General features: G+C 68.1%; 22 protein-coding genes. 9 read left to right on the top strand and 13 right to left on the bottom strand.

Features of this window, described 5'->3' with window-relative positions; all coding sequences use genetic code 11:
• The first annotated feature begins 1 nt into the window (after position 1).
• The 5 genes from arsB to nhaA all read left to right on the top strand — a co-directional run bounded on the left by arsB (position 2) and on the right by nhaA (position 4,954).
• The gene (gene arsB / locus YS110_03045) at positions 2 to 1,078 is read left to right on the top strand and encodes an ACR3 family arsenite efflux transporter (protein ID UJB63813.1); all 1,077 of its coding nucleotides are present in this window, start codon (positions 2 to 4) and stop codon (positions 1,076 to 1,078) included.
• 16 nt (positions 1,079 to 1,094) lie between these two features.
• Positions 1,095 to 1,517: an arsenate reductase (glutaredoxin) gene (arsC, locus tag YS110_03040; GenBank protein UJB63812.1), complete on the top strand. Its 423-nt coding sequence runs from the start codon at positions 1,095 to 1,097 to the stop codon at positions 1,515 to 1,517.
• Entirely contained in the window at positions 1,510 to 2,232 is a 723-nt protein-coding gene (gene arsH / locus YS110_03035; GenBank protein ID UJB63811.1) for an arsenical resistance protein ArsH, read from the top strand. Before arsC ends, arsH begins: the two co-directional genes overlap by 8 nt.
• Positions 2,229 to 3,434, top strand: coding sequence for a chromate efflux transporter (chrA, locus tag YS110_03030; GenBank protein UJB67326.1), 1,206 nt, complete (start codon positions 2,229 to 2,231; stop codon positions 3,432 to 3,434). The genes arsH and chrA overlap by 4 nt, the downstream gene beginning before the upstream one ends.
• Positions 3,435 to 3,559: 125 nt before the next feature.
• Positions 3,560 to 4,954 carry a Na+/H+ antiporter NhaA gene (gene nhaA / locus YS110_03025; GenBank protein ID UJB63810.1) on the top strand — a complete coding sequence of 465 codons (1,395 nt, stop codon included), beginning with the start codon at positions 3,560 to 3,562 and terminating at the stop codon, positions 4,952 to 4,954.
• 4 nt (positions 4,955 to 4,958) lie between these two features.
• Here nhaA and YS110_03020 read toward each other — a convergent pair whose 3' ends face one another.
• From YS110_03020 to phaC, 5 genes are all read right to left on the bottom strand, one after another.
• Entirely contained in the window at positions 4,959 to 6,035 is a 1,077-nt protein-coding gene (locus tag YS110_03020) for a DUF1016 domain-containing protein (GenBank protein ID UJB63809.1), read from the bottom strand.
• Positions 6,032 to 7,231, bottom strand: coding sequence for a tyrosine-type recombinase/integrase (locus YS110_03015; protein ID UJB63808.1), 1,200 nt, complete (start codon positions 7,229 to 7,231; stop codon positions 6,032 to 6,034). Before YS110_03015 ends, YS110_03020 begins: the two co-directional genes overlap by 4 nt.
• 220 nt (positions 7,232 to 7,451) lie before the next feature.
• Positions 7,452 to 8,189 (bottom strand): acetoacetyl-CoA reductase, encoded by a 738-nt coding sequence (phbB, locus tag YS110_03010; protein UJB63807.1) that lies wholly within the window; start codon positions 8,187 to 8,189, stop codon positions 7,452 to 7,454.
• A 103-nt stretch (positions 8,190 to 8,292) separates the two neighbouring features.
• The gene (locus YS110_03005) at positions 8,293 to 9,471 is read right to left on the bottom strand and encodes an acetyl-CoA C-acetyltransferase (protein UJB63806.1); all 1,179 of its coding nucleotides are present in this window, start codon (positions 9,469 to 9,471) and stop codon (positions 8,293 to 8,295) included.
• 93 nt (positions 9,472 to 9,564) lie between these two features.
• Positions 9,565 to 11,265 (bottom strand): class I poly(R)-hydroxyalkanoic acid synthase, encoded by a 1,701-nt coding sequence (gene phaC / locus YS110_03000; GenBank protein ID UJB63805.1) that lies wholly within the window; start codon positions 11,263 to 11,265, stop codon positions 9,565 to 9,567.
• 120 nt (positions 11,266 to 11,385) lie between these two features.
• Here phaC and YS110_02995 point away from each other — a divergent pair, with 120 nt between their 5' ends.
• Positions 11,386 to 11,688, top strand: a complete 303-nt coding sequence (locus YS110_02995) for a hypothetical protein (protein UJB63804.1) — start codon at positions 11,386 to 11,388, stop codon at positions 11,686 to 11,688.
• Here the strand turns inward: YS110_02995 and pgeF are convergent.
• The 3 genes from pgeF to YS110_02980 are packed head-to-tail and all read right to left on the bottom strand — an operon-like array spanning position 11,608 to position 13,528.
• Complete coding sequence (gene pgeF, locus YS110_02990; GenBank protein ID UJB63803.1) at positions 11,608 to 12,429, bottom strand: peptidoglycan editing factor PgeF; 822 nt, start codon at positions 12,427 to 12,429, stop codon at positions 11,608 to 11,610. The genes YS110_02995 and pgeF overlap by 81 nt on opposite strands.
• A complete protein-coding gene (gene maiA / locus YS110_02985; protein ID UJB63802.1) occupies positions 12,429 to 13,100 on the bottom strand; it encodes a maleylacetoacetate isomerase in 672 nt (223 codons plus the stop codon). The genes pgeF and maiA overlap by 1 nt, the downstream gene beginning before the upstream one ends.
• The gene (locus YS110_02980; GenBank protein UJB63801.1) at positions 13,097 to 13,528 is read right to left on the bottom strand and encodes a MarR family transcriptional regulator; all 432 of its coding nucleotides are present in this window, start codon (positions 13,526 to 13,528) and stop codon (positions 13,097 to 13,099) included. The genes maiA and YS110_02980 overlap by 4 nt, the downstream gene beginning before the upstream one ends.
• A 94-nt stretch (positions 13,529 to 13,622) precedes the next feature.
• On the opposite strand from YS110_02980, the gene YS110_02975 reads away from it, so the two are divergent.
• Positions 13,623 to 14,318 (top strand): fumarylacetoacetate hydrolase family protein, encoded by a 696-nt coding sequence (locus YS110_02975; GenBank protein ID UJB63800.1) that lies wholly within the window; start codon positions 13,623 to 13,625, stop codon positions 14,316 to 14,318.
• Here YS110_02975 and YS110_02970 read toward each other — a convergent pair whose 3' ends face one another.
• Entirely contained in the window at positions 14,319 to 14,858 is a 540-nt protein-coding gene (locus YS110_02970; GenBank protein ID UJB63799.1) for a DUF2242 domain-containing protein, read from the bottom strand. It lies immediately after the preceding gene.
• 65 nt (positions 14,859 to 14,923) lie between these two features.
• On the opposite strand from YS110_02970, the gene YS110_02965 reads away from it, so the two are divergent.
• Both YS110_02965 and YS110_02960 read left to right on the top strand, forming a co-directional pair.
• Positions 14,924 to 15,472, top strand: coding sequence for an NUDIX hydrolase (locus YS110_02965; GenBank protein UJB63798.1), 549 nt, complete (start codon positions 14,924 to 14,926; stop codon positions 15,470 to 15,472).
• Between the two features lie 50 nt (positions 15,473 to 15,522).
• On the top strand, positions 15,523 to 15,999 hold the full coding sequence (locus YS110_02960; GenBank protein UJB63797.1) for a copper chaperone PCu(A)C: 477 nt from the start codon (positions 15,523 to 15,525) through the stop codon (positions 15,997 to 15,999).
• Between the two features lie 44 nt (positions 16,000 to 16,043).
• On the opposite strand, the gene ligA is transcribed toward YS110_02960, so the two are convergent.
• From ligA to smc, 4 genes are read right to left on the bottom strand one after another with little or no spacing between them, the layout of a single operon-like run.
• Positions 16,044 to 18,131 (bottom strand): NAD-dependent DNA ligase LigA, encoded by a 2,088-nt coding sequence (ligA, locus tag YS110_02955; GenBank protein ID UJB63796.1) that lies wholly within the window; start codon positions 18,129 to 18,131, stop codon positions 16,044 to 16,046.
• Between the two features lie 2 nt (positions 18,132 to 18,133).
• Positions 18,134 to 18,502 carry a hypothetical protein gene (locus tag YS110_02950; protein UJB63795.1) on the bottom strand — a complete coding sequence of 123 codons (369 nt, stop codon included), beginning with the start codon at positions 18,500 to 18,502 and terminating at the stop codon, positions 18,134 to 18,136.
• A gap of 14 nt (positions 18,503 to 18,516) precedes the next feature.
• Positions 18,517 to 19,671, bottom strand: a complete 1,155-nt coding sequence (locus YS110_02945; GenBank protein UJB63794.1) for a cell division protein FtsZ — start codon at positions 19,669 to 19,671, stop codon at positions 18,517 to 18,519.
• 40 nt (positions 19,672 to 19,711) lie between these two features.
• Positions 19,712 to 23,239, bottom strand: a complete 3,528-nt coding sequence (gene smc, locus YS110_02940) for a chromosome segregation protein SMC (protein UJB63793.1) — start codon at positions 23,237 to 23,239, stop codon at positions 19,712 to 19,714.
• Between the last annotated feature and the right edge of the window lie 53 nt (positions 23,240 to 23,292).

The raw sequence follows: 23,292 nt of genomic DNA, 5'->3' as shown, positions 1-23,292 counted from the left end.
GATGACCGCAACCGATACCGCCGGCCCCGCGCCGGCCACCTCCGCAATGAGCGGCTTTGAGCGTTACCTGACGCTGTGGGTGGCGGTGTGCATCGTTGCCGGCATCGCGCTCGGCCAGTTCGTGCCGGGCGTGTTCCAGGCCATCGGCCGCATGGAAATCGCCCAGGTCAACCTGCCGGTCGGGCTGTTGATCTGGGTGATGATCGTGCCGATGCTACTGAAAGTGGACTTCGGCGCGCTCGGCCAGGTCGGGCAGCACTGGCGCGGAATCGGCGTCACCCTGTTCGTCAACTGGGCGGTCAAGCCGTTCTCGATGGCGCTGCTGGCGTGGATCTTCATTCGTCAGGTCTTCGCCGACTGGCTGCCGGCTGACCAGCTCGACAGCTACATCGCCGGCCTGATCCTGCTGGCCGCTGCCCCATGTACCGCAATGGTGTTCGTCTGGAGCCGGCTGACCGGCGGCGATCCGGTGTTCACGCTCTCACAGGTGGCTTTGAACGACACCATCATGGTGTTTGCCTTCGCGCCGCTCGTCGGCCTGCTGCTGGGCCTGTCGGCCATTACGGTGCCGTGGGACACGCTGCTGGTGTCGGTGGTGCTCTACATCGTCATCCCGGTCATCCTCGCGCAGCTCTGGCGTCGTGCGCTGCTGCGCCGGGGCCAAGCCGCGTTCGACCGGACACTGGAACGCATCGGCCCGCTGTCGATCGCGGCGCTGCTGCTGACGCTGGTGTTGCTGTTCGCCTTCCAAGGCGAAGCCATCCTGCGTCAACCGCTGGTGATTGCCATGCTGGCCGTGCCCATTCTGATCCAAGTGTTCTTCAACTCCGGGTTGGCGTACTGGCTCAACCGCAAGGTAGGCGAGAAGCACAGCATCGCCGGCCCCTCGGCGCTGATCGGCGCATCCAATTTCTTCGAGCTGGCCGTGGCCGCCGCGATCAGCCTATTCGGCTTCCATTCCGGCGCAGCACTCGCAACAGTGGTCGGCGTGCTCATCGAGGTGCCGGTGATGCTGCTGGTGGTGCGCGTGGTCAACCGCTCGCGTGGCTGGTACGAACGCCGCGCGACCGCTTCGTAATCTTCAAGGTCATCCCATGAGCACCATCACGATCTACCACAACCCCGCCTGCGGCACCTCGCGCAACGTGCTCGGACTGATCCGCAACAGCGGCGAAGAACCGACCATCATCGAGTACCTGAAAACGCCGCCCGACCGCGACACGCTCCAGGCGTTGATCGCCGCGATGGGCGTGCCGCTGCGCGCTGTGCTGCGCGAGAAAGGCACACCCTATGCCGAACTCGACCTGGGCAATCCGAAGTGGAGCGATGACGACCTGATCGGTTTCATGCTCCGGCATCCCATTCTCATCAACCGGCCGATCGTGGTCACGCCGCTGGGCACGAAACTGTGTCGGCCCTCGGAAACCGTGCTCGATCTGCTGCCGCAGCCGCAGCGCGGCGCGTTCAACAAGGAAGACGGCGAGCCGGTGGTCGATCAGGACGGTCGCCGTGTCTGAATCCCGTCTCGACCTGCCGAACATCGACACGGCGCTGTTCCAGCAACCGGACACCGAACATCTGTTCGCGCCGGCACGGGCCACGCACGCGCCGCGCTTCCTGCTGCTCTATGGTTCGCTGCGCGAACGCTCGTTCAGCCGCCTCGCAGCCGAAGAAGCCGCACGCATCCTGCGGGCGCTGGGCGGCGAGACCCGATTGTTCAATCCGTCCGGGCTGCCTCTGGTGGACGATGCGCCGGCCGATCACCCGAAGGTCAAGGAACTGCACGAACTGGTGCAATGGGCCGAGGGCATGGTGTGGAGTTCGCCGGAGCGCCACGGCGCGATGACCGGCCTGATGAAGACCCAAATCGACTGGATTCCGCTGTCGGTCGGCGCGGTGCGCCCGACCCAGGGCAAGACGCTGGCGGTGATGCAGGTATCGGGCGGCTCGCAGTCGTTCAACGCCGTCAACCAGATGCGCGTGCTGGGCCGCTGGATGCGGATGCTGACCATCCCGAACCAGTCCTCGGTCGCCAAGGCGCACCAGGAGTTCGACGAGGCCGGACGCATGAAGCCCTCGGCCTACTACGACCGCGTGGTGGACGTGATGGAAGAACTGATGAAGTTCACGATGCTGACGCGCGACGTGGCACCGTACTTGGTCGATCGGTACAGCGAACGCAAGGAGAGCGCCGAGGCGTTGTCCAGACGCATGCGACAGGAGGCCATCTGACGCTGGCCCGAGACTCCGACAACCGCGACAGCGCCGGGCGCGTCTTTCTGGTCTTCCTGCGTCTGGGTCTGACCTCGTTCGGTGGGCCGATCGCGCACCTGGGCTATTTCCGCACGGAGTTCGTCGAGCGCCGCCGTTGGCTGGATGACCGCAGCTACTCCGATCTGGTCGCGCTGTGCCAGTTCCTGCCGGGGCCGGCCAGCAGCCAGGTCGGCATGGCGCTGGGCCTGGGACGCGCGGGCTGGCCGGGGCTGCTGGCTGCCTGGGCGGGTTTCACCTTGCCGTCGGCCATCGCGCTGATCCTGTTCGCCTTTGGCATCGCCCAGTACCAGGGCCTGGCTGAATCGGGCTGGGTACATGGGCTCAAGGTCGCGGCCGTGGCCATCGTGGCGCAGGCCGTGTGGGGCATGGCCCGGTCGCTCTGCCCCGATCGTCCACGCGCCGCGTTGGCGCTCCTGGCAGCACTGATGACCTTGTTCCTGCCATCGGCCGCAGGCCAGGTCGCCGCCATCGTTGTCGCCGGCCTGGTGGGTCGATGGGGATTGAAGATCATGCAACCCGCTGGCGGCCAGGCCCATGCCTATCCCGTCACGCGCAAGCTCGGTATCGCGGCCTTGCTGCTGTTCGCGGCGCCGCTCATCGCGCTGCCGCTGTGGGCAGCGGCCAGCGGCTCGTCCACGCTGGCTTTGCTCGAAGGCGTCTACCGTTCCGGCGCGCTTGTCTTTGGTGGGGGCCACGTTGTGCTGCCGTTGTTACAGGCAACGGTCGTGCCCAGCGGCGCTGTGAGCAATGCCGATTTCCTTGCGGGCTATGGTGCAGCCCAAGCTGTGCCGGGGCCGCTGTTCACGTTCGCGGCCTATCTCGGCGCCATCGCAGAAGGACCGCTGAGCGGCTGGAGCGGCGGATTGGTGTTGCTCGGCGTCATCTTCCTGCCGGCATTCCTTGTGCTCGTCGGTGCGCTGCCGTTCTGGGAGAGTCTTCGCCACCGCGAGGGCATCCAAACCACGATGGCGGGCATCAACGCCGGCGTGGTCGGCATCCTGCTCTCGGCCCTGTACGACCCAGTGTGGACCAGTGCCATTCATGGCCGGGCGGATTTCGGGCTGGCGCTCGCCGCCTTTGGGCTGTTGGTCTATGGGCATGTCTCTCCAGTCCTCGTCGTGCTGCTGGCCGGATTGGCGGGTTGGGTAATGGCGATGTAGAAGCGTAGGAGCCGCCGTCGCTCTCCCGACTGTCATCAGGTAAAATGAAAGCTGGGTGTTAGCTGCGCGTTGCAGCGAGACAGGTTCATGCGCTGGTCGGGCCGCCACGCGGAGTTTGCACGACCATGAATCAACACCCCTCACGGCAGGATTTGCCGCGGGCGCAGCGTTTGACCGAACGCGCTTTCGCCACGCTCGAACGTTTCCTCCACATCGAAGCCGTCAGCGGCATCGTGCTGCTGGTCGCTGCCGCCATCGCATTGATCTGGGCCAATTCCTCGTTGGCCGACAGCTACCATCACCTCTGGCACACACCGCTGTCGTTCGGGTTCGGTGGATTCGTGTTTTCCCAGTCGCTGCATTTCTGGATCAACGATGCGCTGATGACCGTGTTCTTTCTGGTTGTCGGCATGGAGATCCGGCGAGAGATGCACGAAGGCGCGCTGAGCAACCTGCGGCAAGCCAGCCTGCCCATCGCGGCGGCCCTCGGCGGCGTCGTGGTACCGGCGTTGATTTATCTGGCGCTGAACGGCGACGCCGTGCGCCGGCATGGCTGGGCTGTGCCGACGGCCACCGATATCGCCTTCGCAGTGGGCGTGCTGGCACTGTTGGGGCGCTCGATCCCTGGCAATGTGCGGGTCTTCCTGCTCGCGCTGGCCATCATCGACGACATCATCGCGGTGCTCATCATCGCGCTGTTCTACTCGGGCGGGCTTGACTACTCCGGGTTCGCGGTGGCTGGCGCGGGGCTCGTGCTGGTGCTCGGGTTGCAGCAGATGGGAATCGGCTCGGCCTTCGCCTATGTGGTTCCGGGGGCGATCGTCTGGATCGGCCTGCTGATGACCGGTGCCCATCCCACCTTGGCCGGCGTGGTGCTTGGCCTAATGACGCCTGTGGTGTCCGTGCGCATGCGCGAGCGGCCGTTGGACGTGCTTTCTCGCATTGCCGCAGAACTGACCGGAACGGACGCCAACGCCAGGCCGGACCCGAACCATTTGGCGCAGCCGCTACGACAACTTCGTCTGGCTCAGCGTGAGCTGCTGCCACCGGTGGTCCGCGTGCAGTCCGCGCTGCATCCATGGGTGGCCTATGGCGTGATGCCTCTATTCGCGCTGGCGAATGCAGGCGTCAGCCTCGGTGGCATGGACTTGTCCGCCGGCGGGGCGCAGTGGGTCGTGGCGGGCGTGATGCTGGCTCTGGTGCTCGGCAAGCCGCTGGGCGTGGTCACTGTAAGTTGGCTGATGGTGCGATTAGGGTGGTGCCGCCTGCCGCCCGGCGTGTCCTGGGGTGGCATCTGGCTCATCGGCCTGCTGGCAGGCATCGGCTTCACCATGTCGATCTTCATCGCCATGCTGGCCTTCACAGACGGCACCCTCTTGGGCGCGGCCAAGCTGGGGGTACTGATGGGTTCACTTGTAGCTGCGCTGCTTGGCATGGCCTGGGGCGTGGTCTATGTCAGACGTCAGGGCCGGAAGAATCCAGCGGTTGCGCAAGGGCATCCCATCACGCATGCGAACTGATCGGCTAGGACTCGCTCTCCTTGGAGTCTGAGCGGCGCTGCTCGATCCGCAACTGCGCCCTCTGCGTCGCCTGGTGCAGCCGCTGCGCCAAGACGGCGCGCGGCGGCAAGGTAGTCAGGTACTCGGCGACGTGAATACCGGACTTGTCCAACTCCAGCAACTCGATCTGCTCGGACTTCTTGCCAGTGCAGAGGATGATCCCCAGAGGCGAGGCTTCTTCCGGCTCCCGCTCATGCTTGTCGAGCCAGCGAAGGTAAAGCTCCATCTGCCCCTTGTAGGCCGCCTTGAACTCGCCGATCTTCAACTCCACCGCCACCAGCCGCCGCAGCTTGCGGTTGTAGAACAGCAGATCAAGGTGGAAATCCTCGTCGTCGATCTGGATGCGCTTTTGCCGGGCCAGGAAGGAAAAGCCCGCGCCCAGTTCCAGTAGGAAGGATTCCATTTCGCGGATGATCGCCGCCTCCAGGTCGCCTTCCTGCCAGGTATCCCGTAGCCCTAGGAAGTCGAGAATGTACGGGTCGCGCATGACCAGCGCCGGTGTCATGCGCTGCGCATCGCGCAGGGTCGCCAACTCCTGCGCAATCGTTTCGTCCGGCTTCTTGGATAGTGCCGTGCGCTCGTACAACATCGAGTCGATGCGCTCGCGCAGCGTGCGCACGCTCCAGCGTTCGGCACCGGCCATCTGCGCGTAGTAGTCCCGCTGGAGCGGTTCCTTGAGTGCCAGCAGCAGGACGAAATGCGACCAGCTCAATTGTCGCGACAGTGTCGCGACAATTGGTTCGTCAGGGAACGTGGCGGCGAACTTGACCATCCGGCGCAAATTCTTTTCCCCGAAGCCGCGCCCATAGTCGCGCGCAAGCTGCTCGGCCAGGGTCGGCAGGATTTCTTCGCCGTACCCGGCCCGCTGTCCGGCCAGCACCTCCGTATGGATGCGTTGGCCGATGCGCCAGAACAGCATGGTCAACTCCGCATTGACCGTTGAGGCGACGCGCTGGCTCGATGCTTCGATCAGTGCCCGAATATCCCCCAGCAGCGCCGTCGGCGCTGCGGTTGATGTGATGGATGCCTTGCGCTTGCTCATGCCAGGGCCTCCGTTGGTTGCCGCACGCCCGTGATGGCCTGCCGCCGGCTCGCCACCAGTTCGGCTGCCTCCCGCACCGGCTTGTCCTCGGTGTGGACGTAGTGCATGAACATCGCCACGGTCTTGTGGCCCGTCAGCTTCATGCCTACCTTGGTCGGCACGCCCGAATTGGCAATGTCGGTCGTGGAGCGGTGGCGGATGCCGTGCGTGCCGACGTGCGGGACGCCGGCGGCCTTGAGCACCCGGCACCAGCCGCCGTAGTGCTCGCCAAAGGTCAGGTGCTTGGTCGGGTCATTGGGCGACGGCAGGACATAGGGGCAACCCTCCCGGCGCGGCGCCGTCGAAAACAGCCGGTAGGCTTCCGCGCTCATGGGCTTTGAAAGGCCGCCGGTCTTGCTGTCGGGCCAGACCACGCGCCGGTTCTCCAGATCGACCCAATCCCATTCGAGCATGCAGATTTCGGAGCGACGGCCGGCGAACTCGAATTGCAGACGGATCGCCAGCGGGATGACGTAGTTCTCCAGTCCTTCCCCCTCCAGCTTCTCCAGATGGCGGAAGATCAGCGCCAGCTCGTCGTCCACGATGAGCCGGGTTTCCTCGCCGGGCGGGTACATCGGGACGTGGCGGCATGGGTTCGTGCCGTCCGGGCGGTAGCCCCACACTTCGGCCAGGTTGAACATCTTGCGCAGCACGCCGAAGGCGTTGTTCGCCTCGGCCGGCTTGTAGGCCAGCTTCTCCATCAGCCCGGCAATGTCGGGCCGCTTCACGTCCTGCACCTTCTTGCGGCCGATCAGCGGGACGATGCAGCGGTCGATGACGGCCTGATAGCCGCGCTGCGTGCTGGGCTTGTTGCGCTTCTTGGAGTAGTCCTCCATGAACTTCTTGCACAACGCTTCGACCGTGGGCGCCTTGCGCGCCTCGGCCTTGGCGCCGCCGGGGTCACCGCCCCGGCGAACCTCGGCCAGCCAGTCCTGCGCCATGACGCGGGCCTGCTCCACGGTCAGTTCCCCGAACAGGCCCAGCGAGGGCTTGCGGGGCTGCCCGGAGTTCGTGCGGTACTGGAGCATGAACACCCGGCGGCCCTTCGGGGTAATCTTGCAGAGGAAACCCGGCACCACGGTATCCCGTAGTTCGATGTCCTTGGCCTGGGGTTGCGCCGACTCTACGGCGGTCTTGGTGAGCTTGATCTTTGCCATGATGACTCCTTGGAACGACCCGAATTCCAAGAGCCAGATAGGAGCGGCGCGAGGGAAAACCGGGTCAAGTTTCAGAAAGCACCGGCATATGATGGACGCGCGTAAGTTCTTGATAAACCTGCTGTATCGAGCTACGGCGCAGTCCAGCGAAGTACCGGGCTGGAGTCATCGTCAAACAAAAAAACCCGCCGAGGCGGGTTTTTTTGTGGGCACATGGCGCTCAGTTCATGTGCAGGCCGCCGTTGACCGAGAATTCGGCGCCGGTGGCGTAGCCGCCCTCGTCGCTGGCCAGCCAGGCGATGATGGAGGCGATCTCGCTGGGCTCGCCCAGGCGCTTGACGGGCACCGTGGCGACGATCTTCTCCAGCACGTCGGGGCGGATGGCCTTGACCATGTCGGTGCCGATGTAGCCCGGCGCCACGGTGTTCACGGTCACGCCCTTGGTGGCCAGCTCCTGCGCCAGCGCCATGGTGAAGCCATGCATGCCGGCCTTGGCGGCGGAATAGTTGGTCTGGCCGGCCTGGCCCTTCTCGCCGTTCACGCTGGAGATGTTGACGATGCGGCCCCAGCCCTTTTCCACCATGTCGGCCACCACCTGCTTGGTGACGTTGAACATGCTGTTCAGGTTGGTGTCGATCACCTGCGCCCAGTCGTCGGGCGTCATCTTCAGGAACATGCGGTCGCGCGTGATGCCGGCGTTGTTCACCAGCACGTCGATGCTGCCGTGCTCGGCTTTGGCCTTGGCGAAGGCCTCGACGGTGGAATTCCAGTCGCCGACATTGCCCACCGAGGCGTGGAAGGTGTAGCCCAGGGCCTTCTGCTCATCCAGCCACTTCTGGAAGTCGCGCGTCGGGCCGCAACCCGCGATGACCTTGAAGCCTTCCTTGTGCAGACGCTGGCAGATCGCGGTACCGATACCGCCCATGCCGCCAGTGACATACGCTACTTTCTGACTCATTCTCTTGCTCCTGTTGTGATAGTTGGCTTGGTCACTCTAACCAAGATTCGTGCATTGCCATGCTGTGGCAAACACCAAGGCCGCAGGGCCCCGGTGCGTTTTCCTAGCGCTCCAGGGCCAGCGACACGCCCATGCCGCCGCCGATGCACAGCGCGGCCAGGCCCTTCCTGGCATCGCGGCGCTGCATTTCGTGCAGCAGCGTGACCAGCACGCGGCATCCCGAGGCGCCGATGGGGTGGCCGATGGCGATGGCGCCGCCATTGACGTTGACCTTGGCCGGATCGATGCCCAGCTCCTTGTTCACCGCGCAGGCCTGCGCCGCGAAGGCTTCGTTCAGCTCGAACAGATCGACGTCCGCCACGTTCCAGCCCGCGCGCTGCAGCGCCTTGCGCGAGGCGGGCACCGGACCCATGCCCATGGTGGCCGGATCGAGCCCCGATGTGCCGTAGGCGGCGATGCGCGCCAGCGGCTTCAGGCCCAGCGCGGCGGCCTTCCTGGCGCTCATCACCACCACGGCGGCGGCGCCGTCGTTGATGCCCGAGGCGTTGCCCGCCGTCACCGTGCCGGCCTTGTCGAAGGCCGGGCGCAGGCCCGCCAGCGCCTCGGCGTTGGTCTTGCGGTTGAGGTATTCGTCCACGTTGAAGAGGATCGGGTCACCCTTCTTCTGCGGCAGGCTCACGCCGACGATTTCATCGGCGAAGCGGCCCGCGTCCTGCGCGGCGGCCGCCTTCTGCTGGCTGGCCAGGGCCAGCGCGTCCTGCATGTCGCGCGTGATGCCGTACTGCTTGGCCACGTTCTCGGCGGTGATGCCCATGTGGTATTGGTTGTACACGTCCCACAGGCCATCGACGATCATGGTGTCGGTCAGCTTCCAGTCGCCCATGCGCTGGCCGTCGCGCGAGCCATTGAGGATGTGGGGCGACAGGCTCATGTTCTCCTGGCCGCCGGCCACCACGATCTCGCTGTCGCCGGTGGCGACGGCCTGGGCCGCGAGCATCACGGCCTTCAGGCCCGAGCCGCACACGGCGTTGATGGTCAGCGCCGGGGTCTCCTTGGCCACGCCGGCCTTCATCAGCGCCTGGCGCGCCGGGTTCTGGCCGCAGCCTGCCGCCAGCACCTGGCCCATGATGACCTCGCCGACCTGGTCCAGCCCGACCTGGGCGCGTGCCAGGGCTTCCTGGATCACGATGGCGCCGAGCGCCGAGGCCGGCGTCTTGGCGAGGGAACCGCCGAACTTGCCCACGGGCGTGCGAACGGCGGAAACGATGACGATGTCTTCCATGGCAGTCTTTCTAGTTACGACAGGGATGCATGCGCCGCTGCGGCGGCAGCCGCGCGGCGCTGATGAAGAAACGCTCGCGGGAGCAAGGGAATATCAGGCCTTCTGCTTCACGTAGCGGCCCGGTGCTGGCTCGATGGCCTTGAAGCGCGGCGCCTTGCCATAGGCCTTGGGCGCGGCGATCTGCTTGCCGGCATGGCCCTGCAGCCAGGCGGCCCAGTCGGACCACCAGCTGCCCTTGTGCTCGGTGGCACCCGCCAGCCATTCGTCCAGCGTCGGCGGCAACTGCCCGTCGGCACGGATCCAGTGGCTGCGCTTGCCCTTGGCGGGCGGGTTGATGACGCCCGCGATGTGGCCCGACGCCCCCATGACGAAGCGCTTGTCGCCCGGCAGCGCCTGGGTCGAGGCATAGGCGGCGGTGATGGGGACGATATGGTCCTCGCGCGAGCCGTAGATGTAGGTCGGCAGATCCACGCGGCCCAGGTCGATCTTCTCGCCACACACCGTGAGGGCGCCCGGCTGCACCAGCTTGTTTTCCAGGTAGAAGTTGCGCAGGTACCAGGCGTAGTAGGGGCCGGGCAGGTTGGTGCTGTCGCTGTTCCAGTACAGCAGGTCGAACGGCGGCGGCGTCTCGCCCTTGAGATAGTTGCCCACCACGTAGTTCCACACCAGGTCGTTGGGCCGCAGGAAGCTGAAGGTGGAGGCCAGATCCTGCCCCTTCATCATCCCGCCCTGCCCCATCTGCATCTCGCGGAAGCGCACGAAGGCCTCGTCGATGAACAGGTCAAGGATGCCGGTGTCGGCGAAATCGATCAGCGTGGTCAGGAAGGTGGCGCTGGCCACCGGCGCCTCGCCGCGCGCCGCCAGCACGGCCAGGGCGTTGGCCAGCATGGTGCCGCCGACGCAGAAGCCCAGGGCGTTGATCTGCTCGGCCCCGGCGATCTTCTGCACCGTGGCGATGGCCGTGAGCACGGCCTCGTCGATGTAGTCGTCCCAGGTCTTGTGGCCCAGCGATGCATCGGGGTTGCGCCAGCTCACCACGAAGGTGCGATGGCCCTGCTCGACCGCATAGCGCACCAGGGAGTTCTCGGGCTGCAGGTCGAGGATGTAGAACTTGTTGATGCACGGCGGCACCATCAGGAAGGGCCGCTCGTACACCTTGGCCGTGAGCGGCTTGTATTCGATGAGCTGGAACAGGTCGTTCTCGAACACCACCGAGCCCTCGGTGGTGGCGACGTTGCGCCCCACCTCGAACAGGCTCTCGTCGGTCATCGACACATGGCCCTGGCGCAGGTCGTGCAGCAGATTGGCAATGCCCTTGGCAATGCTCTCGCCCTGCGTTTCCAGGGCTTTTTTCTGCGCATCGGGATTGAACGCGAGGAAATTGCTCGGCGCCATGGCCGCCATCCATTGCTCGACGCCGAAACGGATGCGCGCGCGGGTTTTTTCGTCCGCCTCGACCGCTTCGGCCAACTGCATCAGCGTGCGCGCATTGAGCAAATAGGCCGCGGCCGAAAATGCCGCGACCGGATTTTGCGCCCAGCCTTCGCCGGAAAACCGCTTGTCCCCCGCCGCCGAAGGGCCCTGCTGCAGCCCCCTTTGCCAGAGATCGGTGGCTTCCTGCAGGTACTGGGCCTGCAGCGCCTGCAATTTCTCCGGCGCGAGGCGCAGGGGCATGGGGGCCTTGGCATTGCCCAAATCCATTTTCTGGAAAGATTCCAGGGCCTGGGTCCAGCCATTGGCGAACATTTGCTGGAATTGCTGGGCGCCTTCGGCCCAGATTGCTTCAGAATTCATGCCTCGGTCTCTTTGTGTGGAATGCCTTGATGGTTTTCCCATTGTTGCCCAGCGCGAATGGCAAAAGCAACGATTGCATCGCAATCTAGTCGCCCATTTGCCGCTTTTTCACGTTTTCCCATGTACCTCGTCATCATTGCATGGCTGTACGTCACGCTGATGATGGCGCTGGCGGAGGCCACCAGCAGCACCGGCAGCGTGCTGGGCGCCATCGTCACCTTCGTGCTGTACGGGCTGCTGCCCATGGCCATCGTCGCCTACATCCTGGGCACCCCGGGGCGCAAGCGGGCCCTGCAGGCGCGCCGCCAGGCCGAGCAGCAGGCGTGGCAGGCCGCGCAGGCGTCAGGCGATCCAGACGCAGGCGGCGAAGCGCCCGCTGCCGCCGAGGGCGGCACCGTCGCGCCGGTGCGAAAAGAACCTTGACGGGTTCGCCACCGTGCACCATGGCGCGCTGCCGTCGTTGCCATGGATGGCGGCAATGCCCAGCGCGGCCAGCCGCCGCCGCGCCAGGGCGGGCAGATCCGCCAGGAACTTGCCCCCGGCCTGCGCGCTGAAATGCGCCTGCGCACCCGGGTCATGGTCGCAGAAGGCCGCACGCACCTCGCCCCCCACCTCGAACGCCTGCGGCCCGATGCACGGCCCCAGCCAGGCGAGCGTGTCGCGCGCTATGGTTTCAGGAGCTGCTAGCGCTTGCCCAGCAAGGGCCAAGGCCGAAAATTCCTTGAAAACGGATTCCAGCACCCCCTGCCCCGCAGCACCCGCTAGGCCACGCCAGCCCGCATGCGCCGCCGCCACCACGCCGCCGCCACGGTGCGCCAGCAGCACCGGCAGGCAGTCGGCCACCATGATGGTGCACACGCGGCCCGGCGCGTTGCTGACGCAGGCATCGGCAGGCGCGCCGTCGGGGGTCGATGCCCCGAGATGCAGGCATTGCACGCCATGCACCTGCCGCAGGAACACCGCGCGCGCGCCAGGGCTTTGCCGCTCCAGGGCCTGCTGCAGGGTCCCGCGGTTGGCCGCGACGGCCCCGGGCGCATCGCCCACGTGGTCGCCCAGGTTCAGGCTGTCGTAGGGCGCGGCGCTGGCGCCGCCGGCGCGCGTGGTGCACAGCGCATGCACGCCGGCGGGCGCGGGCCAGTCGGGAACGATCCAGCCGGGGTGCATCAGGCTTCGCTGTCCGGGCAGGCCGAAGGCTGCGCCCGCTGGAAGGCGGGCAGCTGCATGCACGCGGCATGCACGCCCATCGTCAGCGGCAGGCCGTCCAGGCGCACCTCGAAGCGCTGGGCATTGAAGAGCTGCGGCACGAGGCAGCAGTCGGCCAGCGTGGGCGCGTCGCCCCAGCAGTAGCGCGAAGGCGCCAGGCCTTCATGCGCGCGCTCCCCGGCCAGCAGCGCGAGCTGGCGCTCGAAGGCCTCCAGGCCGCCGCGCACCCAATGGTGGTACCAGGCGGTCTTGGCCTCCTCGCTGGCGTGCATGCCGTGCACCAGGTACTTGAGCACGCGCAGGTTATTGAGCGGGTGGATTTCGCAGGCCACCATCTGCGCCAGGCCCCGGACGCGCGCGCGCGCCACGGCGCTGGCGGGCAGCAGCCGGGGAGTCTCGGGGTAGGCTTCCTCCAGGTATTCGATGATGGCCATGGACTGGCCCAGCACGTGCCCGTCGCCGGTCTGCAACTGGGGCACGAGCGCGTCGCCCTGGCGCTGCGCATGCGCGGCCTGCAGGTGCTCCCCTCGCACCAGGTGCACGGGAACGTAGGTGTAATCGAGCCCCTTGAGCTGCAGCGCGATGCGCACGCGGTACGCGGCCGAGGAGCGGAAGTAGCTGTAGAGCCTCATGGCGTACCCTCTTCGAGCTTGGACAGCAGCAGGCTCAGCTGCGCGCGCTCCTCGGGCGCCAGCGGCGCCACCAGGCGCTCCTGGATGCGCGGCGCCGCCAGCGCCATCTCGGCCCCGGCCTGCGCGCCTTCGGGGGTGATCCACAGCAGCTTGCGGCGCCGGTCGCGCGGGTCGCACTCCCGCCGCAGCCAGCCGCGCGCCTCCAGGCGGCCAATGGCCGAGCCGGAGGTGGCGGCGTCGAGCGCCACGTGGGCTGCCAGCGTCACCTGGTCCACCCCCGGCTTGTCCATCAGCGTCATGAGGATGGCGAACTGCACCGGCGTGACGTCGAAGCGCCCCATCTCCTCGGCGAATATCGCCACGGAACGCTGGTGTGCGCGCCGCACCAGATGGCCCGGCGCCTGCCGGAAGTCGTAGCCTCGTGTCATGGCGGCAGTGTAGCCCCAGGGATGCGCTGCCCGCAGCGCGGCCTGCGGCGGGCTGTGCGCATGGCAAACTGCGGGTTTTTGCCCTGGTGCCGCCATGTCCTACGTGATCGCCCCTCCCCCGCAAGCCAGCGTGCCCGTGCTGGGCACGCCAGACCGCTTTCCGGTGCACCGCATCTACTGCGTCGGCCGCAACTACGCCGAGCACGCCCAGGAAATGGGCTTCACCGGCCGCGAGCCGCCGTTCTTCTTTCTCAAGCCTGCCGATACGGTCGTTCCCGTACCCTCCGGCGGCACCGGCCGGATGCCCTACCCCAGCCTGACGGGCAACCTGCACCATGAGATCGAGCTGGTCGTCGCCATCGGCGTGGGCGGCAGCCGCATCGCCGCCCGCGACGCGGCCCGCCACATCTACGGCTACGCCGTGGGCCTGGACATGACGCGCCGCGACCTGCAGAACGACATGAAGAAGCAGGGCCGCCCCTGGTGCATCGGCAAGGGCTTCGAGCACAGCGCCCCCATCGGGCCCATCACGCCTGCGGCGCAGGCCGGCGACATCGCCAGCGCCGCGATCTGGCTGCAGGTCAACGGCCAGGAGCGCCAGCACAGCCGCATCGACCGGCTGATCTGGAACATCGGCGAGACGCTGGAGCAGCTCTCCAGCGCCTGGGAGCTGCAGCCGGGCGACCTGGTCTTCACCGGCACGCCCGAAGGCGTGGGCGCCGTACAGCGCGGCGACCTGCTCGAAGGCGGCATCGACGGCCTGGGCAGCCTCCGTTTGCAGATCGTCTGATCACTGCGCCAGGTGCTCGCCCAGCAGGTCGAAGAAGCTGCGATAGAAATGCGGGTCGGAAACCGTCTGCGTGCCGACCTTGACCATGCCGTCGTTGCTGCCCTCCACCGGCAGCGACAGCGAGCCCAATCCACCCACGCCGAGCGAGGCCGAATGGTTGGCCTTGCGCACGGCATGCAGCTCCTGCACCGCCACGGCGAAGACCACGGCCGCGTCGCCCGCCTCGGTGGCGCACACCACGCGCATTTCCAGCGGAACATGGGTTTCGGCGTTGGGCTGGAAGAACTTGCGTCCCGTGACCTGCTCGTCGCTGGCGCTGCCGATCACATAGCCCTGGCTGAGCAGCGTGCGGCGCGCGGCCTCGCAGGCCAGGGCGGGCGAGGTCTCGTAGAAGCGCGAAAAGCCCGCCGCGGCGCTGAAGGCCTCGGGCTCGAAACGCACCAGCGGCGCCGCCTGGCGCTGGAAGCACCCCGCCACGGCTCCGCACAGGGCCAGCACGGCCATGGCGCGCACCCACCGCACCGGCATTCCCAAAGCCATCACAGCCAACGCTCCTTGCTTCACCGTTTGCAAAACGCAGCATCGTACAACGGCACAATCCACCCATGATGTTCCAACGCACCATCCGGCATTGCCGCACCTGCGGCAGCGCCGTCGCATACCGCATTCCCGACGACGGCGACACCCGCGAGCGCGCCGTCTGCCCGGCCTGCCACACCATCCACTACGAGAACCCGCTCAACGTGGTGGGCACCGTGCCCGTGCTGGACGGCAAGGTGCTGCTGTGCAAGCGCAACATCGAGCCCCGCAAGGGCAAGTGGACGCTGCCGGCAGGGTTCATGGAACTGCACGAAACCAGTTCCCAGGGCGCGGCCCGGGAAACCGTGGAAGAAGCCGGCGCCCAGTTCACGCTGGGGCCGCTGTTCTCGCTGCTGAACGTGCCGCGCGTGGGGCAAGTGCACCTGTTCTACCGCGCCACGCTGCTGAGCGACCAGTTCGCGCCGGGCTATGAAACCATGGAGGCGCGCCTGTTCACCGAGGAAGAGGTGCCCTGGGACGAACTGGCCTTCCGCACCGTGCGCGAAACGCTGCTGCGCTACTTCGCCGACCGCCGCGCGGGCCAGTTCGGCGTGCACTGCATCGACATCGAATGACGCGCCGCCCCGCCCTCTCCCTTTCCATTTCTTTTTGCAAAGGCAACACCATGAAGCATCTGATCCGCACCCTCACCCTGGCCGCCGCCATGGCCGCCGCCGGTGCCGCCCAGGCCCAGGTCACCGTCAAGGACGCCTGGGTCCGCGCCACCGTGGCGCAGCAGAAGGCCACCGGCGCCTTCATGCGCCTGGAGTCGGCACAGGACACCAAGCTCGTCGGCGCATCGTCCCCGCTCACCGCCACGGTGGAGGTGCACGAGATGCTGATGCAGGACAACGTGATGAAAATGCGCGAGGTTCCCGCTGTCGAAGTGCCCGCGGGCAAGCCCGTCGATCTGAAGCCGGGTGGCTACCACATCATGCTGCTCAACCTGCAGCAGCAGGTCAAGGCGGGCGACAACATCCCGCTGGCCCTGGTGTTCGAGGACAAGGATGGCCAGCGCAGCACGGTCAACGTACAGGCCCCGGCGCGCGCGCTGAATACCCCCGCCGCCGCGCCGCACGACGCACACGGCCACAAGCACTAAAAAGGCCGCAAATCCTTGCTGGGCAAGCGCCAGCAGCTATCAAATCAGGAGGACGCCGCACCGCCCGGCAACTGCCCCTGCAGCAGCGCGCGCAGGCCGTCCTCGTCCAGCACGGGAATGCCCAGGGCCTGCGCCTTGTCCAGCTTGCTGCCGGCCTCGGCCCCGGCCACCACGCAATAGGTTTTTTTGCTGACCGAGCCGGCCACCTTGGCGCCCGCGGCTTCGAGCAGGTCCTTGGCCTCGTCGCGGCCCAGGGTGGGCAGCGTGCCGGTCAGCACGATGGTCTTGCCCGCCAGCGGCAGTGTGGCGCCCTCGACGGGCGCGCCCTCCTCCCAGGCCACGCCGCAGGCGCGCAGCTGCGCCACCACCTCGCGGTTGTGCGGCTGGGCGAAGAAGGTGTGGATGCTCTGCGCCACCACGGGGCCCACGTCGTTCACCTGCAGGAGCTGGTCGACGCTGGCATCCATGATGGCGTCGAGCGCGCCGAAGTGGCGCGCCAGGTCCTTGGCCGTGGCCTCGCCCACGTGGCGGATGCCCAGCCCGAACAGGAAGCGCGGCAGCGTGGTGCGCTTGGACTGCTCCAGCGCGTCGAGCACGTTCTGCGCCGACTTCTCCGCCATGCGGTCCAGCCCCGCCAGCGCGGGCAGGCCGAGCCGGAACAGGTCGGGCAGCGTGCGGATCACGTCGCCGTCGATGAGCTGATCGACCAGCTTCTCGCCCAGGCCCTCCACGTCCATCGCGCGGCGCTGGGCGAAGTGCAGCACCGCCTGCTTGCGCTGCGCGGGGCAGAACAGGCCGCCCGAGCAGCGGTGGTTGACCTCGCCCGGCTCGCGCACCACGGCGCTGCCACAGATCGGGCACTGCGCGGGCATGCGGAAGTTCGGCACATACGCTTCGCGCGGCGCGGGCACCACGCCCACCACCTCGGGAATCACGTCGCCCGCGCGGCGCACGATCACCTGGTCGCCCACGCGCACCTTCTTGCGGCGCAGCTCGAACAGGTTGTGCAGCGTGGCGTTGGTGACGGTGACACCGCCCACGAACACGGGCGCGAGCCGCGCCACGGGCGTGAGCTTGCCCGTGCGGCCCACCTGCACGTCGATGCCCAGGGCGCGCGTCATCATCTCCTGCGCCGGGTACTTGTGCGCCACGGCCCAGCGCGGCTCGCGCGTCACGAAGCCGAGCTGTTTCTGCAGCGCCAGGCTGTTCACCTTGTAGACCACGCCGTCGATGTCATACGGCAACTGGTCGCGCTGCGCGCCGATGCGCTGGTGGAATGCTATTAGTTCAGGAGCGCCTTGCGCAATACTCGCCTGGGCTGCGACCGGAAAACCCCATGCCTTGAGCTTTTCCAGCACCTCGAAGTGCGTGGCGAATTCCGCCCCTTCCACCTCGCCCAGCCCGTAGGCGAAGAACGACAGCGGCCGCTGCGCGGCGATGCCCGAATCGAGCTGGCGCACGGCACCGGCGGCGGCATTGCGCGGGTTGACGAAGGTCTTGCCGCCCTGCTCGCGCTGGCGCTCGTTGAGCGCGTCGAAGTCCGCGCGGCGCATGTAGACCTCGCCGCGTACCTCCAGCACGGGCGGGGCATCCGCCAGCGCCAGCGGAATCTGCCGGATGGTGCGGATGTTGTGCGTCACGTCCTCGCCCACCTCGCCGTCGCCGCGCGTGGCGGCCTGCACCAGGCGGCCGGCCTCGTAGCGCAGGCTCATCGCCAGGCCGTCGAACTTGGGCTCGGCCACGTATTCGACGGGCGGCTCTTCTGGTGCCAGCTTCAGCTCGCGCCGGATGCGCGCGTCGAACGCTTCGGCGCCCGTGGCCTCGGTGTCGGTTTCGGTGCGGATGGAGAGCATGGGCACGCGGTGGCGCACGGGCGTGAGCCCGTCCATCACCGCGCCGATCACGCGCTGCGTGGGCGAGTCAGGCGTGACCAGGCCGGGGTACGCGCCTTCGAGCGCCTGCAGTTGCTGGAACGCGCGGTCGTACTCGGCGTCGGGCACGCTGGGCGCGTCCTGCACGTAGTACTGGTGCGCCCAGGCGTTGAGCTGGGCACGCAATGCTTCTACTTTCGTAGCTACCAGCGCAGGCGCCGCGGGCGCTGGCGCCGAAAAAAGGTCGGATTGTTCAGCCATGCTCAGTCCCACTGGGCCAGATGCAGCAGCACGCCGCACGGGTCCCACACGTAAGTGACCCAGGCGCCGTAGGGCTCGCGCCGCGGCGCTGCCACCCTGGCGCCGGGAAAGCGCCCCGACGCGGTCAGCGCCGAGATGTCGGCGAAGCATTGCGCGGCATCCTGTACGGCGATGTGCAGCATGCAGTTTTCCGCCCATTCCCGCACGTAGTGGCCCTGCAGGTAGAAGCGCGAACCGCCCAGGTTGAACAGCGCCAGGCGGTCGTCGGCCCATTCGAGCGTGCAGCCGAGGGCGGTGTAGAAGTCCTGGGACAGCGCGAAATCCCGCGCGGGGACGAAGGGGCGCAGCCCCTGGGCCTGCAGGTCGATCATGGCTGGCCGCCTGCTCAGCTGAACAGCCGCCGCGCCAGCGCCGAGCCGGCGGACAGCTCGCGCTGGTCGAGCACGTCGTAGAGCTGCTCCAGGTCGGCGGCGATGGCGTCCATGGCCATGGCGGGCAGCGGGTTGCCATCCTGGTCGCACAGCACGCCGTCCATGGCCTGGCACAGCGCCGTGGCCACTTCGCGCAGGCGCGCGAAGGGCTGCTCGCCGCGTGGCACCTGGGGCACGTCCAGGCTCAACGCCAGGTCGCGCACGGCGGCCTGGTCCGGGTCGTCGGACAGGGCGGCGTGCTGGTCGCAGGCCAGGTGCAGCAGCGGCGCCTGGCCGGGGGTGGAGCTGGGCAGCACCAGGCGCCCGGCGATGGGGCCGGGCACGAAGCCCAGGCGCGCGGCGCACTGCTGCACGTAGCCCGGGCTCCAGGCGGCCTGGCGCGCGCGCAGCACGAAGGACAGTTGCGCGTCGTGCTCGCTGGCGAACTGGTCCAGCTCGCGCGCGCGGGCGATCTCGTGCGGCATGTCGGGGAACTCGGGCGCGGCATTCACCGCGTCGCAGAAGGCCTGGGCCTTGCCGACGAATTCGGAGAACTCGATCTGGCTCAGCGCGCCCGTGCGGTTGGCCAGCTGCACCCCGGCCTGAAAGGCCATGTAGCGCTGGCCCGGCTGCGGCGGCTCCCACAGCTTGGTGGTGGCGTTGAAGCCCTCGATGCCGAAGGGCTTGCTGCCCGCGCGGCGCGTGGGCGGCACGGCGGCCAGCGCGGCGTCGCCCGAGACCAGGCTCTCGACCAGCAGCGAAGCCATGGCGTCGATCAGCGGGTCGAGCTGCAGGCGGCGCTCGTGCGCCGGCGCCGGAGCGGGAATGTGCAGCGCATCGTGCGCGTCCACCGTCGGCACGTGCTGCTGCGCCAGCACCTCGGCATCGGCGCCATCCAGGCCCGGCTCGTCCAGCGCCATGGGCGCGGGCGCCACGGCGCCGTCGAACGACGGCTCCTGGCGCAGCGCCGGCTCGGGCGCTAGCGCCGGCGCATGCCCGTCCCGGCCCTCGCGGCTTTCAGGCTGCGCGCGCCGGGGCGTGTTGCGGTGGTTGTTCCAGGCGTTGTAGGCCACGACGACCGCCAGCACGATGCCGCCGATGATGGCCAGGCTGAGTTGCAAGGTACTCATAGGAAGTGGTTCTCTGTAGTGGTGCGGCGCACGCCGGGCCTCATAGCTCCGCCATGGAAAGGGCCGACTCCATGTCCACCGCCACGATGCGCGACACGCCCTGCTCCTGCATGGTCACGCCGATGAGCTGCTGGGCCATTTCCATGGCGATCTTGTTGTGGCTGATGAACAGGAACTGCGTGCCGCGGCTCATGGCCGACACCAGCTTGGCGTAGCGCTCGGTGTTGGCGTCGTCCAGCGGCGCGTCCACCTCGTCGAGCAGGCAGAACGGCGCCGGGTTGAGCTGGAAGATGGCGAACACCAGCGCGATGGCGGTGAGTGCCTTCTCGCCGCCCGAGAGCAGGTGGATGGTCTGGTTCTTCTTGCCCGGCGGCTGGGCCATGACCTGCACGCCAGCGTCAAGGATTTCGTCGCCCGTCATGATGAGCCGCGCCTGCCCGCCGCCGAACAGCTCGGGGAACATGCGGCCGAAGTGGCCGTTGACGGTCTCGAAGGTGCCCGAGAGCAGCTCGCGCGTCTCGGCGTCGATCTTCTGGATCGCCGCCTCCAGCGTGTTCATGGCCAGCGTCAGGTCTTCGGTCTGCGCGTCGAGGAAGGTCTTGCGCTCGCGCGCCAGCGTGAGTTCGTCGAGCGCCGCGAGGTTGACCGCGCCCAGCGCCTGGATCTCGCGGTGCAGCCGGTCGATCTCGCCCTGCAGGCCGTGCAGGCGCACGTTGCCCTCGGCGATGGACTGCGCCACTGCCGCCAGGTCGGCCTGCGCGTCGGCCAGCAACTGGCTGTACTGCTCCAGGCCCAGGCGCGCGGCCTGCTCCTTGAGCTGGAATTCGGTGATGCGCTGGCGCAGCGGGTCCAGCGTGCGCTCGGCCTGCATGCGCCGTTCGTCGCTGGCGCGCAGCTGCGCCGTCAGGCCGTCGTACTGGCTGCGGCATTCGCCCAGCGCCTTCTCGCGCGCCAGCTTCAGCGCCAGCGCGTCTTCCAGGCCGCCCTGCGCGGCGGCCGCGGACAGGCGCGACTGCTCCTCGCGCGCGCGCTGCTCCTCATCCTGCAGGGCGCGCGCCTGCTGCTGCGCCGTCTCGATGGTGCGCGACAGCTCGGCGCGGCGCGCCTGCAGGCTGCGCTGCGAGAACGTGGCCTCCTGCGCCTGGCGCTCCAGCGCGCGCTGCTGCTCGCGGCATTCGCCGAGCCGGCGCTCGGCCTCGATCACGGCATCGCCCAATTGCGCCTCGTGCTCCTGGCTGTCGGCGAGCTGCATGTCGAGTTCCTCGAAGCGCGCCTCGGCGGCCACGCTGCGCTCCTGCAGGTCGTCGAGCTGCGCCGTGACTTCGGCCAGGTCGCCGTCGATCTGCTGGCTGCGCGCGCGCATCTGCTCGGCCTGCTGCGCCAGGCGCAGGGTTTCGACCTGCAGGGCGTGCGCCTGGGCCTGCGCCTCGCTGGCCTCGCGGCGCGCGGCCACCAGGCGCTGCGCGGCGTCGGCGTACTGGCTCTCGGCGCGCACCAGCGCGGTACGCGCCTCGTCGCAGATCAGCGCCTGGGCGCGCAGCTCCTTGTCCAGGTGCTCGATCTCCTGCGCGCGCGCCAGCAGCCCGGCCTGCTCGGAATCCTGCGCGTAAAAGCCCACGCTGTGCGGCCCGACGGCGTGGCCGCTGGGCACGTAGATGGTTTCGCCCGGCTGCAGGCTGGCGCGCTGGGCCAGCGCTTCATCCAGCGTGGCGGCGGTGTAGCAGCCGTGCAGCCACTGCACCAGCAGCGCCCGCAGGCCGCCGTCGCTCACGCGCAGCAGGGCCGACAGGCGTTGCCACGATGCGGGCGGCTCTGCGGTGCCGTCGCCAGGCGGCAGGCTGTAGAAGGCCAGGCGCGCGGGCGGCGCGCCGTGCCCGCCACTGCCGAGAAACCCGCGCACGCTCTCCAGCCGCCCGACTTCGAGCGCGCCCATGCGCTCGCGCAGCGCGGCTTCGAGCGCGTTCTCCCAGCCCTGCTCGACGTGGATGCGGCTCCACAGGCCCGGCAGCCCGTCCAGCCCGTGCTGCGCCAGCCAGGGCTGGAGCTTGCCGGAGACCTTCACTTTTTCCTGCAGCGCCTTCAGCGCCTCCATGCGCGCGGACAGGTCGGCCTGGCGCGCGCTCTCCTGGTTCACGGCCTGCTGGCGCGCGCGGCGGTCCTCGTCGAGCTGGGGCACGGATTCCTGCAGCTCGAACAGCACGGCCTCGGCCATTTCTGCGCCTTCCTGCGCATTGGCAAGCTGCTCCTGCAGATCGGCCAGGCGGGCCTCGTCGGGCACGGCCAGGGCGCTGCGGTCGGCGCGCAGGCGCTCGTGGCGCGCCTCCTGCTGGCGGCGCTGCTCGTCGATGCTGCGCTGCTCGGCGGCCAGCACCTGGATCTGCTGCTGCACCTGCACCACGGCGGCGCGCTGCGCGGCGGCGCGCGACTGCGCCTGGCGCAGCGCGTCCTCCAGGTCGGGCAGGCGCGCGGCCTGTTCCTCCACCTGCGCGGCAAGGATCTCGGCCTGCTCTTCGGCGTCCATGCCCGCCCCTTCGAGGTTTTCCATCTCGGCGGCGGCTTCCTCGCGGCGCGTGGCCCACTGCGCGGCCTGCTCGGCCAGTTGTGCCAGGCGCTGCTCCACGCGTTGGCGGCCTTCGACCACGTAGCGGATCTCGGCTTCGAGCTTGCCGACCTCGGCCGTGGCCTCATAGAGCTGGCCCTGGGCCTGGTTCACGGCATCGCCCGCGGCGTAGTGGGCCTGGCGGATGGCCTCCAGATCGGCCTCGACGTGGCGCAGCTCGGCCATGCGCGCTTCCAGGTCGTTCACGGCCTGCAGGCCCTCGGTGCGCACGCGGTTCTGTTCCTCCTCGGCATCGGCGCGCTTGAGGAACCAGAGCTGGTGCTGCTTGAGCGTCACGTCCTGCTGCAGGCCGTGGTAGCGCGCGGCCACCTCGGCCTGTTTTTCGAGCCGATCCAGGTTGGCGTTCAGCTCGCGCAGGATGTCTTCGACGCGCGTGAGGTTCTCGCGCGTGTCGGACAGGCGGTTTTCCGTCTCGCGGCGGCGCTCCTTGTACTTGGAGACGCCGGCCGCTTCCTCCAGGAACAGGCGCAGTTCCTCGGGGCGGCTTTCGATGATGCGGCTGATGGTGCCCTGGCCGATGATGGCGTAGGCGCGCGGGCCGAGGCCCGTGCCCAGGAACACGTCCTGCACGTCGCGGCGGCGCACCGGCTGGTTGTTGATGTAGTAGCTGCTGTTGCCGTCGCGCGTGAGCACGCGCTTGACGGCGATCTCGCCGAACTGGCTCCACTGCCCGCCCGCGCGGTGGTCGCTGTTGTCGAACGTGAGTTCCACGCTGGCGCGGCTGGCGGGCTTGCGGCTGGTGGTGCCGTTGAAGATCACGTCCTGCATGCTCTCGCCGCGCAGCTCGCTGGCCTTGCTCTCGCCCAGAACCCAACGCACGGCGTCCATGATGTTGGACTTGCCGCAGCCGTTCGGCCCCACCACGCCCACCAGCTGCCCGGGCAGCATGAAGTTGGTGGGCTCGGCGAAGGACTTGAAGCCGGAGAGCTTGATGGACTGGAGACGCACGGGGCAGGTAGGGGTGGAGGAGGCGCGTGGTCGGGAAAGCCCTGAATCATACC

Origin of the sequence: Acidovorax sp. YS12, from assembly GCA_021496925.1 — a bacterium.
In the GTDB taxonomy this organism is placed as follows: domain Bacteria; phylum Pseudomonadota; class Gammaproteobacteria; order Burkholderiales; family Burkholderiaceae_C; genus Paenacidovorax.
The sequence above is the reverse complement of the archived record's forward strand: the minus strand, read 5'-3'. Positions and strand labels throughout refer to the sequence as shown.